This is a genomic window from Pseudomonas sp. GW821-FHT07G06 (assembly GCF_058986625.1).
On record NZ_JBYSVW010000029.1, the window covers coordinates 1 to 17,372 of the forward strand.

15 protein-coding genes are annotated in these 17,372 nt (G+C 59.9%); 10 read left to right on the forward strand and 5 right to left on the reverse strand.

The window, feature by feature from the left end:
* Positions 1-58 precede the first annotated feature (58 nt).
* Both AC3WJW_RS28945 and AC3WJW_RS28950 read right to left on the reverse strand, forming a co-directional pair.
* Positions 59-1,009: a homoserine kinase gene (locus AC3WJW_RS28945; RefSeq protein ID WP_493728393.1), complete on the reverse strand. Its 951-nt coding sequence runs from the start codon at positions 1,007-1,009 to the stop codon at positions 59-61.
* 60 nt (positions 1,010-1,069) lie between these two features.
* On the reverse strand, positions 1,070-1,357 hold the full coding sequence (locus AC3WJW_RS28950; protein ID WP_102701556.1) for a DUF2782 domain-containing protein: 288 nt from the start codon (positions 1,355-1,357) through the stop codon (positions 1,070-1,072).
* 74 nt (positions 1,358-1,431) lie between these two features.
* On the opposite strand from AC3WJW_RS28950, the gene polA reads away from it, so the two are divergent.
* Complete coding sequence (polA, locus tag AC3WJW_RS28955; RefSeq protein WP_493728394.1) at positions 1,432-4,236, forward strand: DNA polymerase I; 2,805 nt, start codon at positions 1,432-1,434, stop codon at positions 4,234-4,236.
* A gap of 521 nt (positions 4,237-4,757) precedes the next feature.
* Here the strand turns inward: polA and yihA are convergent.
* Entirely contained in the window at positions 4,758-5,402 is a 645-nt protein-coding gene (yihA, locus tag AC3WJW_RS28960; protein ID WP_493728395.1) for a ribosome biogenesis GTP-binding protein YihA/YsxC, read from the reverse strand.
* 191 nt (positions 5,403-5,593) lie between these two features.
* On the opposite strand from yihA, the gene AC3WJW_RS28965 reads away from it, so the two are divergent.
* From AC3WJW_RS28965 to AC3WJW_RS28995, 7 genes are all read left to right on the forward strand, one after another.
* Positions 5,594-5,884: a c-type cytochrome gene (locus AC3WJW_RS28965; protein WP_007969793.1), complete on the forward strand. Its 291-nt coding sequence runs from the start codon at positions 5,594-5,596 to the stop codon at positions 5,882-5,884.
* Positions 5,885-5,929: 45 nt separating this feature from the next.
* Positions 5,930-6,559, forward strand: a complete 630-nt coding sequence (locus tag AC3WJW_RS28970; RefSeq protein ID WP_493728396.1) for a c-type cytochrome — start codon at positions 5,930-5,932, stop codon at positions 6,557-6,559.
* Positions 6,560-6,759: 200 nt separating this feature from the next.
* Complete coding sequence (locus AC3WJW_RS28975; RefSeq protein ID WP_493728397.1) at positions 6,760-7,401, forward strand: thiol:disulfide interchange protein DsbA/DsbL; 642 nt, start codon at positions 6,760-6,762, stop codon at positions 7,399-7,401.
* Positions 7,402-7,415: 14 nt separating this feature from the next.
* Positions 7,416-8,291, forward strand: a complete 876-nt coding sequence (locus AC3WJW_RS28980; protein WP_493728398.1) for an endonuclease/exonuclease/phosphatase family protein — start codon at positions 7,416-7,418, stop codon at positions 8,289-8,291.
* Positions 8,292-10,301, forward strand: a complete 2,010-nt coding sequence (locus AC3WJW_RS28985; RefSeq protein ID WP_493728399.1) for a GGDEF domain-containing protein — start codon at positions 8,292-8,294, stop codon at positions 10,299-10,301.
* Between the two features lie 103 nt (positions 10,302-10,404).
* Positions 10,405-11,184: an N-acetylmuramoyl-L-alanine amidase gene (locus AC3WJW_RS28990; protein WP_493728400.1), complete on the forward strand. Its 780-nt coding sequence runs from the start codon at positions 10,405-10,407 to the stop codon at positions 11,182-11,184.
* Between the two features lie 76 nt (positions 11,185-11,260).
* Entirely contained in the window at positions 11,261-12,874 is a 1,614-nt protein-coding gene (locus tag AC3WJW_RS28995; protein ID WP_493728401.1) for an EAL domain-containing protein, read from the forward strand.
* A 7-nt stretch (positions 12,875-12,881) separates the two neighbouring features.
* Here the strand turns inward: AC3WJW_RS28995 and AC3WJW_RS29000 are convergent, their stop codons facing one another.
* Both AC3WJW_RS29000 and algB read right to left on the reverse strand, forming a co-directional pair.
* A complete protein-coding gene (locus tag AC3WJW_RS29000) occupies positions 12,882-14,672 on the reverse strand; it encodes an ATP-binding protein (RefSeq protein ID WP_493728402.1) in 1,791 nt (596 codons plus the stop codon).
* A gap of 10 nt (positions 14,673-14,682) precedes the next feature.
* The gene (gene algB / locus AC3WJW_RS29005) at positions 14,683-16,029 is read right to left on the reverse strand and encodes a sigma-54-dependent response regulator transcription factor AlgB (RefSeq protein WP_493728403.1); all 1,347 of its coding nucleotides are present in this window, start codon (positions 16,027-16,029) and stop codon (positions 14,683-14,685) included.
* A 438-nt stretch (positions 16,030-16,467) separates the two neighbouring features.
* On the opposite strand from algB, the gene AC3WJW_RS29010 reads away from it, so the two are divergent.
* Positions 16,468-16,755 carry a hypothetical protein gene (locus AC3WJW_RS29010; RefSeq protein ID WP_493728404.1) on the forward strand — a complete coding sequence of 96 codons (288 nt, stop codon included), beginning with the start codon at positions 16,468-16,470 and terminating at the stop codon, positions 16,753-16,755.
* 72 nt (positions 16,756-16,827) lie between these two features.
* Entirely contained in the window at positions 16,828-16,992 is a 165-nt protein-coding gene (locus AC3WJW_RS29015) for a DUF1328 domain-containing protein (RefSeq protein WP_003177151.1), read from the forward strand.
* Positions 16,993-17,372 lie beyond the last annotated feature (380 nt).

Sequence of the window (17,372 nt, forward strand, 5' to 3'; positions counted from 1 at the left end):
GCGGCAGCTCCTACACCGATCTCTGTAGGAGCTGCCGCAGGCTGCGATCTTTTGCTTTTTAAAGGGCGAAAGGCAACGGCGTATTGACCGTCTGCCGCTGCGCCAGGCGCAGCTGGAATTCCATCGGATCGTGAATCAACACGTCCTGCCCGGCGAACGACTCCGCCGCGATCAAGCGTGACAACCAGAACCGTACGCAAGCCACCCGCAGCATGGTCGGCCACAACTCGGCTTCAGCAGCGGTGAACGGTCGCAGGGTGGCATAAGCGCCCAGCAAGGCCCGTGCTCGCGGTCCATCGATCACGCCTTCGTCGTCCGAGCACCAGTCGTTCAAGGCAATTGCCACGTCGTAGAGCATCGGCCCGGAGCAAGCATTGTAGAAGTCGATCAGTCCGGTCAGGTGGGTGCCTTCGAACATCGCGTTGTCGCGGAACAGGTCGGCGTGAATGTTCGCCCGCGGCAGAGCGAGGATTTTTTCTTTCTGTCGGGTGATTTCTTCCAGCGCCCGTTGCAGCAGGTCTTTCTGTTCGGCACCGAGGTGCGACAGGAACTGCGTGCCCTCTTCCAGCATCCAGTCCAGGCCGCGATCGGTTTTGCGCTTGATCATGTTGGCCTGGGTCGCCAGGTGTAGATGGCCGAGCAACTCACCGACCTGTGCGCAATGTTGCGCGTTGGCTTGCTTGATGTGCTTGCCGGCCAGGCGTGGTTGCAGCAAAGCAGGTTTGCCCGCCAGTTCGCGCAAGGCCACGCCGTCGGTGGTGCGCAGGGCATAAGGCACTGGCAGGTCGGCGCCGTGCAGCACGTCGAGCAGTTCGATGAAAAACGGCATTTCCTGAACCGGACCGCGTTCGACCAGGGTCAGGACAAATTCGCCCTGCTCCAGGCTGATAAAGAAATTGGTGTTTTCGCTACCGGCGGCAATCCCCTGGAAATCAAGCAGGCGGCCAAGGCCATAAGGGGCGAGAAAAGCTTCCAGCTCGGGCCGAGCCAGGGGGGTGAACACAGACATGTTTAAACTGCCAGTACGGGCGCCGCTGTTGAGCCAGCGCCGATTAAAGTTAAGGACGACTTACCACTTAAAAATTTCCCACGCCGGAATCAGCATATCCGGGTAATCAGAGCGGATGAAGTTACCTTCTGATCCGTCGGCGCGTACCAGGAAATACGGCTTGCCGCCTTTGGGCGTGACTTTGATCGCATACAGAAAACCGTTTTGGCGGTATTCCTGGATGACCTTGTCCCCTTCCGTGCGGATCGTGACATCTGGCTCCGGTGTCGGCGCATCGTCCGCTGCCATGACGGCCAGTGGTGTGATTGCAAACAAGCCAGCCAGCAACAGGCGATTTAGTGTGCGCATGATAACCTTGTCCCTTTGTCGTCAACGGTCCCGCTATTCTAGCGCCGGACCCGCCGAAAAGGTTGATCCTGCACATGAGCCAAGCCCCCCTCGTCCTGGTGGACGGTTCTTCTTACCTGTACCGCGCCTTTCACGCGCTGCCACCGCTGACCACGTCCAAAGGCCTGCCGACCGGTGCGGTCAAGGGCGTGTTGAACATGCTCAAGAGCCTGCGCAAGCAATATCCGAACAGTCCGTTCGCCGTGGTGTTCGACGCCAAGGGTGGGACTTTTCGCGATGACATGTACGCCGAGTACAAGGCCAACCGTCCGAGTATGCCTGACGACATGCGCGTGCAGATCGAGCCGCTGCACCAGAGCGTGATCGCCCTGGGCTTCCCGCTGCTGTGCGTCGAAGGCGTCGAGGCCGATGACGTGATCGGCACCCTGGCCCGCAGCAGCGCGGCGGCGGATCGTCCGGTGATCATCTCCACGGGCGACAAGGATATGGCGCAACTGGTCGATGGTCACATTACCTTGGTCAACACCATGACCGGTAGCAGCATGGACGTGGAGGGCGTGAAGGAGAAATTCGGCGTCGCTCCGGAGCAGATCATCGATTATCTGGCGCTCATGGGCGATTCTTCCGACAACATTCCGGGCGTTCCGGGCATCGGTCCGAAGACCGCTTCCGGCCTGCTGGTCGGTGTGAACGGCGGCCTGACCGAACTCTATGCGCAGCTCGACATCGTGCCGACCCTGCCGATTCGCGGTGCCAAGACCCTGCCGGCCAAGCTCGAAGAGCACAAGGAAATGGCCTTCCTGTCCTATCAGTTGGCGACCATCAAGGTCGACGTGCCGCTGGACATTGGCCTCGACGACTTGCAAATGGGTGCGGAAGATCCGGCGAAACTCTACGAGTTGTACAGCCTGCTGGAGTTCAAGAGCTGGCTGAACGACCTTGATCGCGACGCCAAACGCCTGGAACTGAGCGCTGCCGCCGAGCCTGCACCGGCTGCCGATCTGTTCAGTGAACCAGAGGCCGAAGCACCGGCCGTCACTGCTGAAGCCGCCTACGAAACCATCCTCGATCAGGCGCGTTTCGATGCCTGGCTGGAAAAACTGCACAACGCCAAGCTGTTCGCCTTCGACACTGAAACCACCGGCATCGACGCGCAGCAGGCGCAACTGGTGGGTTTGTCGTTCGCGGTTCAGGCTAACGAAGCGGCCTACATCCCGTTGACCCATTCCTACATCGGCGTGCCGCAGCAGCTGGACCGCGACACGGTCCTGCGCGCGCTCAAGCCGATTCTGGAGGACCCGAACAAGCTCAAGGTCGGGCAGCACGCCAAGTTCGACATGAACATCCTGGCCAACTGCGCCATCGGCGGCGTACAGGACAACGGCATCACCGTGCGCGGCATAGCCTTCGACACCATGCTTGAGTCCTACGTGCTCAACTCCACGGCCACGCGCCATGACATGGACAGCCTGGCGCAGAAGTATCTGGACCACACCACAGTGAGTTTCCAGGACATCGCCGGCAAAGGCGTGAAACAGCTGACGTTCGATCAGATCGCCCTTGAGCAGGCCGGGCCTTATGCCGCCGAAGATGCGGACATCACCCTGCGTCTGCACCAGGCCCTGTTCGAGAAGCTCTCGGCCATTCCGAGCCTGGCCAGCGTGCTGACCGACATCGAAATCCCGTTGGTGCCGGTGCTGGCGCGCATCGAGCGCCAGGGTGCATTCGTCGACGCCGCCCTGCTGGGTGTGCAAAGCATCGAACTGGGCGACAAGATGGTCGCACTTGAGCGCGAAGCCTTCGAGATTGCCGGCGAGGAATTCAACCTCGGTTCGCCCAAGCAGCTCGGCGTGATCCTTTACGAGAAACTCGGCCTGCCGGTGCTGAAAAAGACTGCCAAGGGCCAGCCGTCCACGGCCGAAGAGGTGCTGGCCAAATTGGCGGAAGACGACTATCGATTGCCGAAAGTGCTCATGGAATATCGCTCCATGAGCAAGCTGAAAAGCACCTACACCGATCGTTTGCCGGAACAGATCAACCCTCGCACCGGGCGGATCCATACGTCGTACCACCAGGCTGTCGCCTCCACCGGGCGCCTGTCCTCCAGCGATCCGAACCTGCAGAACATCCCGGTGCGCACCGCCGAAGGGCGTCGTATCCGCCAGGCCTTCGTGGCCCCGACCGGTTACAAGCTGCTGGCGGCGGACTACTCGCAGATCGAGTTGCGGATCATGGCGCACCTGTCACGGGATGAAGGGCTGATGAATGCCTTCCGCCACAATCTGGACGTGCACACCGCGACCGCCGCCGAAGTGTTCAAGGTCGAACTCGCCGATGTCACTTCCGACCAGCGCCGCAGCGCCAAGGCGATCAACTTCGGCCTGATCTACGGCATGGGGGCGCAGAAGCTCGGCAAGGACATTGGCGTCGACACCAAGACCGCCAAGGCCTACATCGATACCTACTTCGCCCGATACCCCGGTGTACGCCAATACATGGACCGCACGCGGGCCCAGGCCGCCGAGCAAGGTTATGTCGAGACGTTCTTCGGTCGTCGCCTGTACCTGCCGGACATCAACTCCAACAAGCCGCAGGAGCGCGCCGCCGCCGAACGCACGGCGATCAACGCACCGATGCAAGGCACCGCTGCGGACATCATCAAGAAAGCCATGGTTGCCGTGGATAACTGGCTGACCGCGTCCGGCCTCGACGCCAAAGTCATCTTGCAGGTGCACGACGAACTGGTGCTGGAGGTGCGTGAAGACCTGGTCGACCAGGTTCGCGATGAGATTCGCGTACACATGAGCGAAGCCGCGAAACTGGATGTGCCGTTGCTGGTCGAAGTGGGTGTTGGAAACAACTGGGATGAGGCTCACTGAGCCTTCCTGTAGGAGCGAGCTTGCTCCGGGCGGCGTTCCGACGATGGAGTGTCAGGTACATCGATTTCGACTGAAATTCCATCGCTAGCAAGCTCGCTCCTACAGAAAAGAGTCGTGTTCTGCTGCGGCATGGTGCCGCGGCAGAAGGGCGCAAACAACTTAGTCCGCAAGGCTATCGGAGTTATTTCAAAGCTATTTGAAAAAAATCTGAACTAATCTTGCGAAGCACCACTCAGAGGTACTGAATGGCTGGTGAAGCCCTTCGATGCTCCTATGTTGTGTTAAGTGTTGGCAGATATCTGGACCCCGCCCTAGCGGTCTAGAGCTTGAACCCCGGAACTTCTCCCTCCCCATATGAAGTCCGGGGTTTTTTTTGCCTGAAAACTGCCTGTGGCACGCTCATGCTGCGTTAAAAGCGCGGCTCGAAATGCTCATTTAGGCCCCTAAAGTCGAGCGCGCCCCCGGCCGTTTCGAGCCGCGCTTTTGCCTTGCCTGAGCGCACCACAAACAGTTTTCGATTTTTATTGGGCTTCTGCCTCGACACCCTTGTCCGCCAGCTCCATCCAGCCTGCCAGTACGGTATAGGCTTCTTCCAGGCCCATGCGTTTCGGGGCCGAGAACAGCTGAATCGTCACCAGATCGCCCCAGCCCTTGCGGATTTCCGCCTGAACCTTGAGCAGTGTGTTCTTGGCCGCGCCATAGGTCAGCTTGTCCGCTTTGGTCAGCAGAATGTGCATCGGCATGCCGGCAGCCACGGCCCAATCGAGCATCAGCAGGTCGAAATCGGTCATCGGATGGCGGATGTCCATCATCAGGATCAGGCCTTTCAAACTCTCGCGGCCACCCAGGTACGCTTCCAGGTGACGCTGCCAGTGTTGCTTGAGTGGGATCGGTACTTTTGCATAACCGTAGCCCGGCAGGTCGACCAGACGGCGTTCATCGTCTAGCTTGAAGAAATTCAACAGTTGCGTGCGCCCCGGGGTTTTCGAGGTGCGCGCCAGGCTGGCGTGGGTCAGGGTGTTCAGGGCACTCGACTTGCCGGCGTTGGAACGCCCGGCGAAGGCGACTTCGAAGCCCTCGTCATCCGGACATTGGTCGACTTTGGCGGCGCTGAGCATGAAGGTGGACTGTTGGCACAGACCGAGGATGGGATTCTTGAGTTGCATGGGATTTCCGATGTGGGCGGCGCCAGGAATGGGTGCGGCAAGCAGTGTCGCTTCCGTTTCAGTGACGCCAGTATATAATGCCGCAGATTTTGTGTGCGCTTTGTCCCAGCGTAGGATGAAGTTCACGAGAGCGACAGACCTTGATTGCGCACTAGAACGCAGCACGCTCTCAACCCTGAAAAGGTCGTTTTATGACGAAATGGCTGCTAGCTGCCGGTGTCTTGATACCGCTTTACAGCGCTCAGGCTACACAGGATCCGGAAGCTGTGTACAACCGTGTTTGTGGTGCCTGTCATTCCGGCCAATTACCCATGGCGCCAAAAAAAGGCGATCAGGATGCTTGGACGCCGAGGTTGGCGAAAGGTATGGAGACGCTGGTGCAACACGTGACCCAGGGTTTCAAGGCGATGCCGCCGCGTGGTTTGTGCATGGACTGCAGTGCCGAGGATTACCAAGCCATCATCCATTGGATGAGCGAGTAAGCCCGGTCCATAACTCTTAACCCTTAGCCGTAGTTGGATTAGCTGATGAAGAAATTGATCGTGAGTCTGCTGTTGACCGTGGGCATCTCCGGCATAGCCCATGCTGCAGGTGAGGCAGTACAACCGGGTGATGCTAAAGCTGGCCAGGCCAAAGCCGCCGTCTGTGGCGCCTGCCACGGCCCGGATGGCAACAGCATGGCGCCAAACTTTCCAAAACTGGCGGGTCAGGGTGAACGCTACCTGACCAAGCAATTGCACGACATCAAGTCGGGCAAGCGCACCGTTCTGGAAATGACCGGCCTGCTGACCAACCTGAGCGATCAGGACCTGGCGGACATCGCCGCCTACTTCGCCAGCCAGAAAGGCAGCGTCGGTGCCGCCGATCCTAAAGTCGTCGCTCGCGGTGAAGCCTTGTTCCGCGGCGGTGACCTGGCCAAGGGCCTGCCATCCTGCACCGGCTGCCACTCGCCAAATGGCGCAGGTAACGCCCCGGCGGGCTTCCCGCACCTGGGTGGCCAGCACGCTCAATACATCGCCAAGCAACTGACCGATTTCCGCAAGGAAGACGGCGGCCGTACCAACGACGGCGATACCAAACCTATGCAGAGTATTGCCAAGAAGCTGAGCGACGAAGACATCGCCGCTGTGTCCAGCTACATCCAGGGCCTGCACTAAGGCCGGCGGATCGGGCGTTGAACGGGGGTACATATCGCCTGCAACGTTAACGCTCGATTAATCCGTTGCAACGAGTATAAAAAGGGTGGCTTTGGCCGCCCTTTTTTGTGGCCGCTGCCGTTACACTACAGAACTCAAGCCCGCCAGGACCTGTCTGAAAACACGTCGCGCGAGGCGAAAAATTTGTCCAGGAGTGAAGCATGCGTAATCTGATCATCAGCGCCGTTTTTGCCGCTGCCAGCCTGTTCGGCATGACTGCCCAGGCTGCTGAAGCCCCCGCCGCACCTTATGTCGAACTGAGCAATCCGGTTCCGGTCGCCGTGCCTGGCAAGATCGAAGTGGTAGAGCTGTTCTGGTACGGCTGCCCGCACTGCTACGCCTTCGAACCCGTGATCAACCCCTGGGCCGAGAAGCTGCCTTCGGACGTGAACTTCGTGCGCATTCCAGCCATGTTCGGTGGCCCGTGGGATGCTCACGGCCAGATGTTCCTGACCCTTGAAGCCATGGGTGTCGAGCACAACGTTCACGCCGCGGTGTTCAATGCGATTCAGAAAGAACACAAGAAACTGACCGACAAGGACGACATGGCCGACTTCCTCGCTACCCAAGGCGTGGACAAGGACAAGTTCCTCGCGACTTTCGACTCTTTCGCTATCAAGGGCCAGATCGTCAAGGCTCGAGAGCTGGCCAAGAAGTATGAAATCTCCGGCGTTCCAACCATGATCGTCAACGGCAAGTACCGCTTTGACGTAGGCTCCGCCGGCGGTGCCGAACAGGCCCTGCAACTGGCCGACAAACTGATCGACAAAGAGCGAGCGGCTAACAAGGCTGCCGCCAACTAAGGGCAGTCACTGCCATGCGCCGATGGGGTACTGAACGCATCGTTGGCCTGCATGATCCGCGGGTCAACGAGCATCATCTGGAATCCACGGGCCTGCCCGCAGACAGTCGTCTGCGCTTGCTCAGTTTCAATATCCAGGTCGGCATCAGCACCGAGCGCTACCGGCATTACCTGACCCGGGGCTGGCAGCATCTGCTGCCGCACACCGGGCGTGCCGACAATCTGCAGAAAATCGGCAATCTGCTGGGCGACTTCGATCTGGTCGCCTTGCAGGAGGCCGATGGTGGCAGCCTGCGTTCAGGCTACGTCAATCAGGTTGAGCATCTGGCCCAGCTCGGTGCCTTCCCCTACTGGTATCAACAACTCAATCGCAATCTCGGTCGCCTGGCCCAGCACAGCAATGGCGTGCTCAGCCGATTGCGCCCGTGGGCCATTGAAGATCATCCGTTGCCGGGCCCAAAGGGGCGCGGAGCCATCCTGGTACGGTTCGGTGAAGGCCCGGAAGCACTGGTGGTTGTCATGATGCACCTGGCGCTGGGCGCCCGGGCGCGCAGCCTGCAACTGGCCTACATCCGCGATCTGATTGGCGACTACAAGCATCAGGTACTGATGGGCGACATGAACACCCATGCCAGTGACCTGCTGCAAAATTCCGCGTTGCGCGATCTCGGCCTGCTCGCGCCGCAACTGGAAGCAACGTTCCCCAGCTGGCGCCCCCAGCGCTGCCTGGACCATATCCTGCTGAGCCCGAGCCTGACCCTGGAAAAGGTCGAGGTGCTGGCACAGCCCATTTCCGATCACCTGCCGGTCGCGGTAGAGATTCGTCTGCCGGGTTCGCTCACGGCCGATGCATTGCCCGCGTTGAGTCCTGCCCCCTCGCGGAACCCATGAATGAGCGACGAAGCACAGCGCTGGAAAGAGAAATACCTCCAAAGCATCGAACAACAGGAAAAGCTCGAACGTCGCTGGGACGCGCGGCTCGACTTGCTGCGCCGAGGGCTGGTGCGCAGCACCCTGGCGGCGGAAGGTACTGACCGCGCGGTTGACCAATGCATGAAGGAAATGCGCGAGGTTGTGCGCACCGATGACATGGACGCCGGCCTGGCCGCGCTGATTCCTCGCCTGGAAAAAGCCGTGCTCGACTCCGAACAGCGTCGGGAAACCCGGATCAACCAGACCAGTGCCGCCCTGACTGCACTGGTCACTCAACTGCAAACATTGCCGCTGCCACGGGATGTGAGCCGGCCACTCAAGAGTTTCGCCAAGCAACTGGATGCGCGGGTCAGTCAGGCGCGTGAGATGCCCTTGTTGCTCAGCGAGCTGAGTGGCTTGCAAGGCAAGGCCCTGAGCCAGCTGGAGACCCCGACGGAACCTGATCGGCCGGGCTTGCTGCAGCGATTGTTCGGCGGTCGTGAAGCAGAAGAGCTGGTGGCATCAACGACTGCTTCTCCTGCGCCGGCGGCCCCCGTAGCCGAGAGCCCTGCGGCGATTATCGAGTCGGCCCCGGTCGCGCTTGAGACGGCAATCTGCGAAGCGCCCATGGCCAAGCGAGTTGCAGAGGAGTCCGCGTCGACCGGGCCAGTCGAGGCTTCCCCTGCTCCGGCAGTCGTGGCCCTGGCACCTGCCGTCGCGCAGCCTCAGCCCGCCATGGCAGGCGCGGCAGAAACCAGGTCGGCCGAGAAGCCGACGCCGGAAACACCTCTTGAGTCGCAAGTGAACCCCGACGAGCTGACCGTGCCAGCATCGCCGGATAGCCAGGTGTTGCTTGCGATTCCGACAGCGGAGGTGGCCGCCGCAGATCAGCCGCTATCCGGGCACGACACTTTCTACGCACTCCCGGATTCCCCAGAGCCCTCCTACAGCTCGGTGGCCAGCCACATCGAACACACGCTACTGGGGCTGCTCGAAGACCTGACATTGCCCGAGCGTCATCGCCCGCAAGCCGAATCCATGCGCGATCGTCTGAAAAACGGTTTGAACTGGTACGAACTGCTACCGATTCTCGACGACTTCGCCACATTGATGCTGGCCATTACCGACAGCGGCCAGCATGAGTTCGAAGCCTACCTGCAACGACTGAACGAGCGCCTCGAATCGTTCCAGAGCAACTTGCAGGCCGCCACCGCAGGACACGCCGACAACCGTTCGGCTGCGCGGCAGATGGACACGCAGATCCGCGAACAGGTTGATGGCTTGCAAAGCAGCATGCAGGAAGCCGCGGACCTGGAAGATCTCAAGCACGTTCTGGAAAACCATCTCGAAGGCTTGCTGGGCACCATGGACCAGCACCAGAAGCAACGCGATGAGCGCGAGCAAGAGGTCGCTGCGCGCCTGCACAGCCTGGCCGAGCGCGTCGCCCATATGGAGCAGGAGGCCCAGGGTTACCGCGAGCATCTTGAAGAGCAACGGCAGAAGGCATTGGTCGACCCGTTGACCGGCCTGCCCAACCGCGCAGCCTGGAGTGAGCGCCTGGACCATGAAGTCAAACAATGGCAGCAACATGGCAATACGCTTTTGCTGGCCATGCTCGACCTCGATCACTTCAAACGTATCAACGATAACTACGGGCACCTGGCCGGTGACAAAGTGCTGAAGATCATTGCCAGCGTGTTGCGCAAGCGTCTTCGCGGAACGGACTTCATTGCCCGGTTCGGTGGCGAAGAGTTTGTTCTGTTAATGCCATCCACGGTGCCGGCGGCGGGGCTGAAGTTGCTGGAAAGCCTGCGTGCCGCCATCGAGGCCTGTCCGTTCCACTTCAAGGGAGAGCCGGTGACCATTACCGTGTCTGCCGGAATGTCGGCGTTCAGGCCCGGTGAGCACAGCGATCAGGTGCTTAAAAGAGCCGATCAGGCGCTGTACCGTGCAAAAAATGCCGGACGCAACCGCGTGGAGCCGGGCTGAGCATTATTTGCTCCATTTTGTTTAATTCGCGGCGATTGCCGTCAGCCCGCAAGGCATTACGTTACACTGTTGCATTATTGTCTTGTGTGTACTGCCTTTCGCCATGAAATATCTTGCTCTGATCGTCTCACTTGCTCTGCTGGCCGGCTGCGCCAGCGGTCCCCGTTTTGACACCAGCCATCCTTCAACCAATTACGACAGCCGTGTGCAGTTCGTGGTGGTGCATTACACCAACGCCTCGCTGGAGCGTTCGCTGCAACTGCTGACCCACGGCGAGGTCAGCAGTCATTACCTGATCGGTGACGACAAGGGCGCCACCATCTACAAGCTGATGGATGAAAACGTTCGCGCCTGGCACGCCGGGGAGAGCGAATGGGATGGCCGGACCTGGCTGAATTCCAGTTCCATTGGTATCGAAATCGTCAACCCGGGGTTCAAGGACACTCCAACCGGGCGCGTGTGGTACCCCTACAGCGAAGATCAGGTTCAGTCCTTGATCGTATTGCTCAAGGACATCAGCAAGCGTCAGGGCATCAAGCCTCGCGACATCATCGGCCATAGCGATATTGCACCGTTTCGCAAACTGGACCCGGGGCCGCTGTTCCCCTGGAAGCGTCTGGCTGCCGAAGGTCTGGGTATCTGGCCGAACGAACAGGCGGTCGCGCGCCAGCAAATGCTGTTCGCCGATCAGTTGCCGAGCATCAGCTGGTTTCAGGCGCAATTGGCCCGCCTGGGTTATGCCGCGCCACAAACCGGCGAGCTCGATGTCGCGACACGACATGTGATAGCGGCCTTCCAGATGCACTTCCGCCCGGCGCGCTTCGATGGCACTCCGGATGCGCAAACAGCCGCGCTGCTTTTGGTGTTGAATCAGACAAAATAATGGCGCCCGCCCGGCGGTCAGGGCTTTTTCCCAATCAGCAGCTATAACTCATTGGTAATCCATCGGATATTGCGCAATGACTGCTGCTCGAGAGACCTTCCGTAGTTGGTTCCATCGCCCCTGGTTCCTGGGGCTGATGTCGGCTGTCTTGAGCGCAACGTTATTGATGGCCGGCAGCCTGTTTGTCGCCATTCATCAGGTCGAGCAAAACGAAAGCGAAGAAATGAATGCTCAGGGTGAGCGCTTTCTCGCCCGCCTGGAGCAGCTCTTCGGGCAACTGCGTGAAAGCCTGGACGACCTTGAAGCGCAACCGTTGCGCGGTTGCGATGCTGAAATGATCGCGACCTTGCAACAGGTTACGTTCAATTATCGCTTTGTCTACGAAGCCGCCTACATGGACTCCTCGCGAATCTGCTCCAATCGCCCTCGCCAGGAAGGGCTGTCGCTGATTCGATCGCCAGACATCAAGGGCCCGACCTACAGCTATTGGCTCAATACCACCACCGAACCCGATGAAAACCGCGCCGCCCTGATGCTGGGGCGCGGGAATTTCCGGGTCGCGACCTCTCGCGGGCATTTGACCGATATGGTCGACCTGTCGCCGGGCAGCAGCCTGCTGGTAGTCCTGGACCATGGTACGCGCGCGATTCCGGTATTGGGCTCTTCCCAGATCTGGCCGCCGGTCGAGGCCTGGCCGCCGAAAAACCGCGATGCGCTGCAGATCACCCAGACACGCCTGATTTACCGCATGCCCACCGACAACCCGGAGTATCAGTTGGTGTTGATCAGCCTGCGTACGGGCATGCATATCCCGTCGGTCTGGTGGTGGCTGCTGCCGGCCAGCCTGGCGCTGGGCATATGCGTCGGGTTCCTGGTGTTCCTGCTGGTACAACAGCGACAGTCGCTGGATGCCGAGCTGGCCGGGGCGATTCGCCGGGGCGAGTTGCAGGTGCTGTATCAACCGATCTTCGACCTCGATAGCCGCAACTGTGTCGGGGCTGAAGCGCTGCTGCGCTGGCGCAGGCCGGACGGTACCCTGACCAGTCCCGACCTGTTCATTCCGATGGCGGAGGACACCGGGCAGATTCGCCAGATGACGGATTTCGTCTTGCAGCGCTTGCTCGAGCAACTCGGCCAGCTGCTGCGTGCCAACCCGCAGTTGTACATCTCGGTCAATCTCGCGGCGTGTGATGTGATGGTTCCGCGAATCGGCCAGGTCATGGCGAGGCTGCTGACCCTGCACCGCGTTGCTGCGCGGCAAATTGCCTTCGAGGTCACCGAGCGTGGGCTGGTCGATGTGGTGGTGGCCCGGGAAAACCTGCAATCGCTGCGGGATGTCGGGCACCAGGTGTTGATCGACGATTTTGGCACCGGCTACTGTAGCCTCGCCTATTTGCAAACCCTGCCGGTGGACTGCCTGAAAATCGACAAGGCGTTCATTGATGCGTTGGGCCATGACGCCGCCAGCAGCGGTGTGGCCCCGCACATCATTCACATGGCCCAGTCGCTGCATTTGAAGGTGATTGCCGAGGGCATCGAACATGAGGCCCAGGCCGAGTTCCTGAGCAGTGAAGGCGTGAAGTTCGGCCAGGGTTGGCTGTTCGCCCACGCACTGAGCGCGGTTCAGTTCATTGAATTGATCACCCGGGGCCGACGTCGGGCCGGCCGGCGGCTGGATGACGAAGCGTGACCGCGATTTAAACCGTCAGCGCCATGTAGAACTGAGTGCCCTGCCCCGGCCGTGAATAGACGCCCATCCGCCCGCCATGCAATTGCACGATTTCCTTGCACAATGCCAGGCCGAGACCGGCTCCGCCTTTCTTGCGTCCGACCTGCACGAACGGCTCGAAGATCCTCCCCTGTTGACCATAGGCAATGCCTTCGCCGTTATCCTCGACACTGATGATGACCCGGTCGCCGTGGCGCCGGGCGTGCAGGCGTATCCGCCCGCCGGGACCGGTGTGACGCAAGGCGTTGTCGAGCAAATTATCGAGTACCCGCTCCAGTTGTGGCTGATCGGCCTGCAAGCGCGGCAAAGGCCCCTGCACTTCCACCAGCAGACTGATTTCCTTCTCGGCGGCCGATGCGGCAAAGCGTGACTGAGCCTGTTCCAGCAGCACCTCGATGGAACACGGCGCCAGGGTGAGTTTTTGCAAACCGTTCTGGTAACGGGAGAAATTCAGCAGGTCATTGATCAGCTGCATCAGCCGCTGCATCTCTTCATTCACGGTATCGAGCAGGTCGGCTTCCCGGGAGTCCGGGGCAAAGTGCGCGCGCTCGCGGAATAATCCGAAGGCCATGTGCATGCCGGTGACTGGTGTGCGCAATTCATGGGAGGCGCGCAATACAAACTCGCTGCGTACCCGTTCGAAGGCACGCTGCTCCGTGACGTCATGCAGCACCATCACGGCGCCGAGAATATGGCCCTGGGTGTGGCTGACCGGAGTCAGGCTATAGGTCAGCAGTCGCGACTCGCCGTCGACTTCGACACTCAAGTCCTCCGGTGCCCGCTCCAGGGTGCCGCCGCGCAGCACCAGTTGCAGCTGCTCATCGAGTTCAGGGCGCTCCAACGCTGTGCCCAATCCCTGTCCCAGGCGATCGGACTCCCAGCCCAACTGACGCTGGGCCACAGGGTTAAGGTGTTCCAGATGGCCCTGACGATCGATCATCAGCAGCCCGTCGTCGATGCTGTCGAGCACGGCCTGCAAACGTTGCTGGCCGGCCAGCAACTCATCGACGTTGGTGGCCTGATGTTCACGCAGCGCCTGGGCCATGATCCCGAAACGCCGGGTCAGCTGGTTGAGTTCCACTGCCGAGGAGATCGGCAGGGTGACATCGAAATTGCCTTGGCCGATATTGTCCGCTGCCTTGGCCAAGGCTTCGATGGGCGCCCCGAAACGCCGGGCAATGGCCTGTGCGGTCACGAAGCCAATGACCAGCACCGCCAGTCCCACCAGGGCAAGTAATCCTGCAATCAGCAGTGCCCGCTCCCGGGCCTGGCGCTCGGTATCGTTGATGTTATCCAGCGCGCGCTTGTGCTCGGCGATCAGGCCATTGCGCAGTGCGTTGAATTTTTCCGTCAGGTTGTCATGACTGCTGAGCACAGTCGAAGGGTCCGGGGACGCCTCATAAGCTTCGATAAAGCGCTCGTAGTCAGCCTTGGCTTTTCTGAAGCCGTACTCGCTTGTGTTCTGTGCGGGCTCCTGGGCGATGCCTTCCTCCAGCAATTGGAAGTAACGCTGCTTCGAGGCGGCGAAAGCGGCGGAGTCAGGCTTCTCGCTGAGCATGATGATCAGCTGATCACCCAAGGTCTGGCGCAGCTTGAGTCCCAGGTCCAGGGTGATGAAGTTACTGCGGGTCAGTGCTTCCTGGCTGCCGGCCATCTGCATCACGCTGACCAGCCCGAGCAGGAGCCCGAGCAAGGCGACGGTGATCAGTGCGGAGATACTCAGGAAAAGCCGAGTCTGCAATTTCATCGCCAGTTTCATCGGCTATTGCTCACAAGTTGTACTGCTTGCGTTTGCGGTACAGCGTCGAGGCATCGATACCCAGGGTTTTGGCCGCTTGATCCAGCGTGTCGGCAGTGGCGAGGACCGCGCCGATGTGGGCTTTTTCCAGCTCGTCCAGGCTCAGCGCCGCGCCGATGCGCGGTGCATTGTTGACCGCGGTTTCGGCCATGCCCAGATGACTGATCTCGACCCGCTCCTGCGGACAGATGATGCTTGCGCGCTCGATCACGTTGCGCAGCTCGCGGATGTTGCCCGGCCAGCGATAGCCCAGCAACGCTTCCCGGGCCTCGTCGCTCAACGCGCGCGCGGGACGGGCATACTCCTTGACGAAACGCGCCAGGAAACGATCGGCCAGGTTGAGAATATCTTCACGGCGTTCGCGTAGCGGTGGCAGGTGCAGGGTAATGACATTCAGGCGATAGAGCAGGTCTTCACGGAAACGACCATCGCGGACCATGTCCTCGAGGTTGAGGTTGGTGGCTGCAAGGATGCGCACATCGGCACGGCGGGTCACCGGATCACCGACGCGCTCATATTCTTTGTCCTGAATGAAACGCAGCAACTTCGGTTGCAATGTCAGCGGAAAATCGCCGATTTCGTCGAGAAACAGCGTCCCGCCGTCCGCCTGGTTGACTCGGCCCAGGGTGCTTTCGCTGGCGCCGGTGAAGGCGCCACGACTGTGGCCGAAGAGTTCGCTTTCCATAAGCTCGGCGGTCAGCGACGGGCAGTTGATCGTGACGCAGGATTTCTTCGCGCGTTTGCTCCAGCCGTGAATGGCTTGGGACAGTTCGCCCTTGCCGGTGCCGGATTCACCGAGAATCAGGATATTGGCATCGGTCGTGGCCACCTGGCGTGCGGTTTCGAGGACCACTTTCATGGCCGGGCTGTGGGAGTCCAGACCATCCTTGGGTTTGCGCACTTCACCTTCCAGGGCTTCCAGCCGCGCCGACAGCTGCCGCACTTCCAGTTGCTTGGCGGTTGCCAACCGCAGTTGATCGGGGCTGCACGGCTTGACCAGATAGTCGGCGGCACCGGCCTGAATCGCATCCACCGCCGTGTCGACGGCTGAGTGCGCAGTGACGATCACCACCCGCATCCAGGGCGCCTGGATACGCATCTGGGCCAGCACATCGAGGCCGTTGTCTTCACCCAGGCGCAAATCGAGGAAGCACAGGTCGAAGACCTGGCGCTGCAATAGGGCTTCTGCCTGCGCGGCGCTGGTGGCGGTGGCCACGCTGTAGCCTTCATCTTCGAGGCAGTAACGGAAAGTACGCAGGATGGCGGACTCATCATCCACCAGCAGAATGCGGCCTTGGTGCTCAGTGGCTGATTCCATTTTCCTACGCTCCTTAATGAATGATCTTGATTTAGTCCCGGAGAAATCGGGCAAGTTGCATGATTGATTCTGAGCCATTCCTGTCATGGCAGGGTAGCTTTCATCCGATGTATCGGTTTGCCGGCTGATGTAGCGGGTCTTTTAATAGATGCCCGGTTTCCGACAGCGGCCAGCGTGTATTTCTGACATCCGCGTCCTCCTCTCAATTCAAAAAATTTACGCCTTCCTTCAAATGAATCGTGCAATACGCACGACCGCACAGGTGGCATCGTGCAGGATGCGTACGACGTGATTTCTTTGTTGATCTTAAGATATTGATATTAAAGGGAATTAATTCAATTCAATGCTGGCATGCAGGCTGCAATTGTCTGGTTAACCAGGGCATTCAAAAACAAACGCCCGCTATCGAATACCGACTCGAGTGGTAGGAGCTCCAGGATGAACCGTCAACGTGCCGCCCACCTGCACCTCTCGCCTGTGCACATTCAGCAAGGACTGTTTGCTGTTCTGGCGCTGTTGCTCACCCTTATCGGCGGCCAACAGTTTCTGCGCTGGGAGCAGAGTCAGCAGCCGCAAGCGCCACAACTGTCGATTCAGCCTCCGACCCAAACTCATTTCAGCGCTGTCGGCAGCCTTCAGGCCGATAGCACCCCGATGCGCATGATGGACGTCGACCAAGCCGGGTCTGCAGGTGAGATACGTCATCAGGAGCGCTGGGTGTTCTAGGTAATAAATTTCCGCCGCAGCGATGTGCCGGGAAACGCAACACCTCTAAATAGAAGCGTAAGGAGAATCACCATGTTGAGCTGGGCAATCACATTCCTGATCATTGCCATCATCGCCGCAGTACTGGGCTTCGGTGGTATCGCGGGCACCGCCACGGGTATCGCCAAGATTCTGTTTGTCGTGTTCCTGGTGATGTTCATTGCTTCCTTCTTCTTTGGCCGTCGCGGTCGAGGCTGACATGAACGGTTTGTTCAAGACGCTGGCAGCCGCCCTGCTATCGGGGCGGTAGTGCCATGGCATGCGGGCTGAGGATTCCCCGGCCTGCCTGAGGCCCTCATGCAGGGCTTGTCGATGGAACAGAATTTGTACACGAAGGAGGTCACAGCGCCTCTTTCTATCTGCGTCACCTGAGGAAGGCTGGCGCATGACCAAGGGGTCGGGACGTTCTGCCTGTTTCAGGGGCGGAGTGACCTACGGGTACAGGGAGTACCTGCGTAAGGGCCGGGTCAGGAAAAGCTGCTGCGCAAGTTCGCCGGACCCCCATGGCTCGACGAGCTTGCGAAGGGCTGGATCACGCAACACGTTGAAATAGAGCGCTCGTCTCGATTTCATCACTG

What these genes read in the sequence shown, in the direction of transcription:
- AC3WJW_RS28945 (WP_493728393.1), bottom strand. Translation starts at nt 1,009, where the DNA reads ATGTCTGTGTTCACCCCCCTGGCTCGGCCCGAGCTGGAAGCTTTTCTC.
- AC3WJW_RS29010 (WP_493728404.1), top strand. Translation starts at nt 16,468, where the DNA reads ATGAACCGTCAACGTGCCGCCCACCTGCACCTCTCGCCTGTGCACATT.
- AC3WJW_RS28950 (WP_102701556.1), bottom strand. Translation starts at nt 1,357, where the DNA reads ATGCGCACACTAAATCGCCTGTTGCTGGCTGGCTTGTTTGCAATCACA.
- AC3WJW_RS28975 (WP_493728397.1), top strand. Translation starts at nt 6,760, where the DNA reads ATGCGTAATCTGATCATCAGCGCCGTTTTTGCCGCTGCCAGCCTGTTC.
- AC3WJW_RS28980 (WP_493728398.1), top strand. Translation starts at nt 7,416, where the DNA reads ATGCGCCGATGGGGTACTGAACGCATCGTTGGCCTGCATGATCCGCGG.
- AC3WJW_RS28985 (WP_493728399.1), top strand. Translation starts at nt 8,292, where the DNA reads ATGAGCGACGAAGCACAGCGCTGGAAAGAGAAATACCTCCAAAGCATC.
- polA (WP_493728394.1), top strand. Translation starts at nt 1,432, where the DNA reads ATGAGCCAAGCCCCCCTCGTCCTGGTGGACGGTTCTTCTTACCTGTAC.
- yihA (WP_493728395.1), bottom strand. Translation starts at nt 5,402, where the DNA reads ATGCAACTCAAGAATCCCATCCTCGGTCTGTGCCAACAGTCCACCTTC.
- AC3WJW_RS28995 (WP_493728401.1), top strand. Translation starts at nt 11,261, where the DNA reads ATGACTGCTGCTCGAGAGACCTTCCGTAGTTGGTTCCATCGCCCCTGG.
- AC3WJW_RS28970 (WP_493728396.1), top strand. Translation starts at nt 5,930, where the DNA reads ATGAAGAAATTGATCGTGAGTCTGCTGTTGACCGTGGGCATCTCCGGC.
- AC3WJW_RS28990 (WP_493728400.1), top strand. Translation starts at nt 10,405, where the DNA reads ATGAAATATCTTGCTCTGATCGTCTCACTTGCTCTGCTGGCCGGCTGC.
- AC3WJW_RS29000 (WP_493728402.1), bottom strand. Translation starts at nt 14,672, where the DNA reads ATGAAACTGGCGATGAAATTGCAGACTCGGCTTTTCCTGAGTATCTCC.
- algB (WP_493728403.1), bottom strand. Translation starts at nt 16,029, where the DNA reads ATGGAATCAGCCACTGAGCACCAAGGCCGCATTCTGCTGGTGGATGAT.
- AC3WJW_RS28965 (WP_007969793.1), top strand. Translation starts at nt 5,594, where the DNA reads ATGACGAAATGGCTGCTAGCTGCCGGTGTCTTGATACCGCTTTACAGC.
- AC3WJW_RS29015 (WP_003177151.1), top strand. Translation starts at nt 16,828, where the DNA reads ATGTTGAGCTGGGCAATCACATTCCTGATCATTGCCATCATCGCCGCA.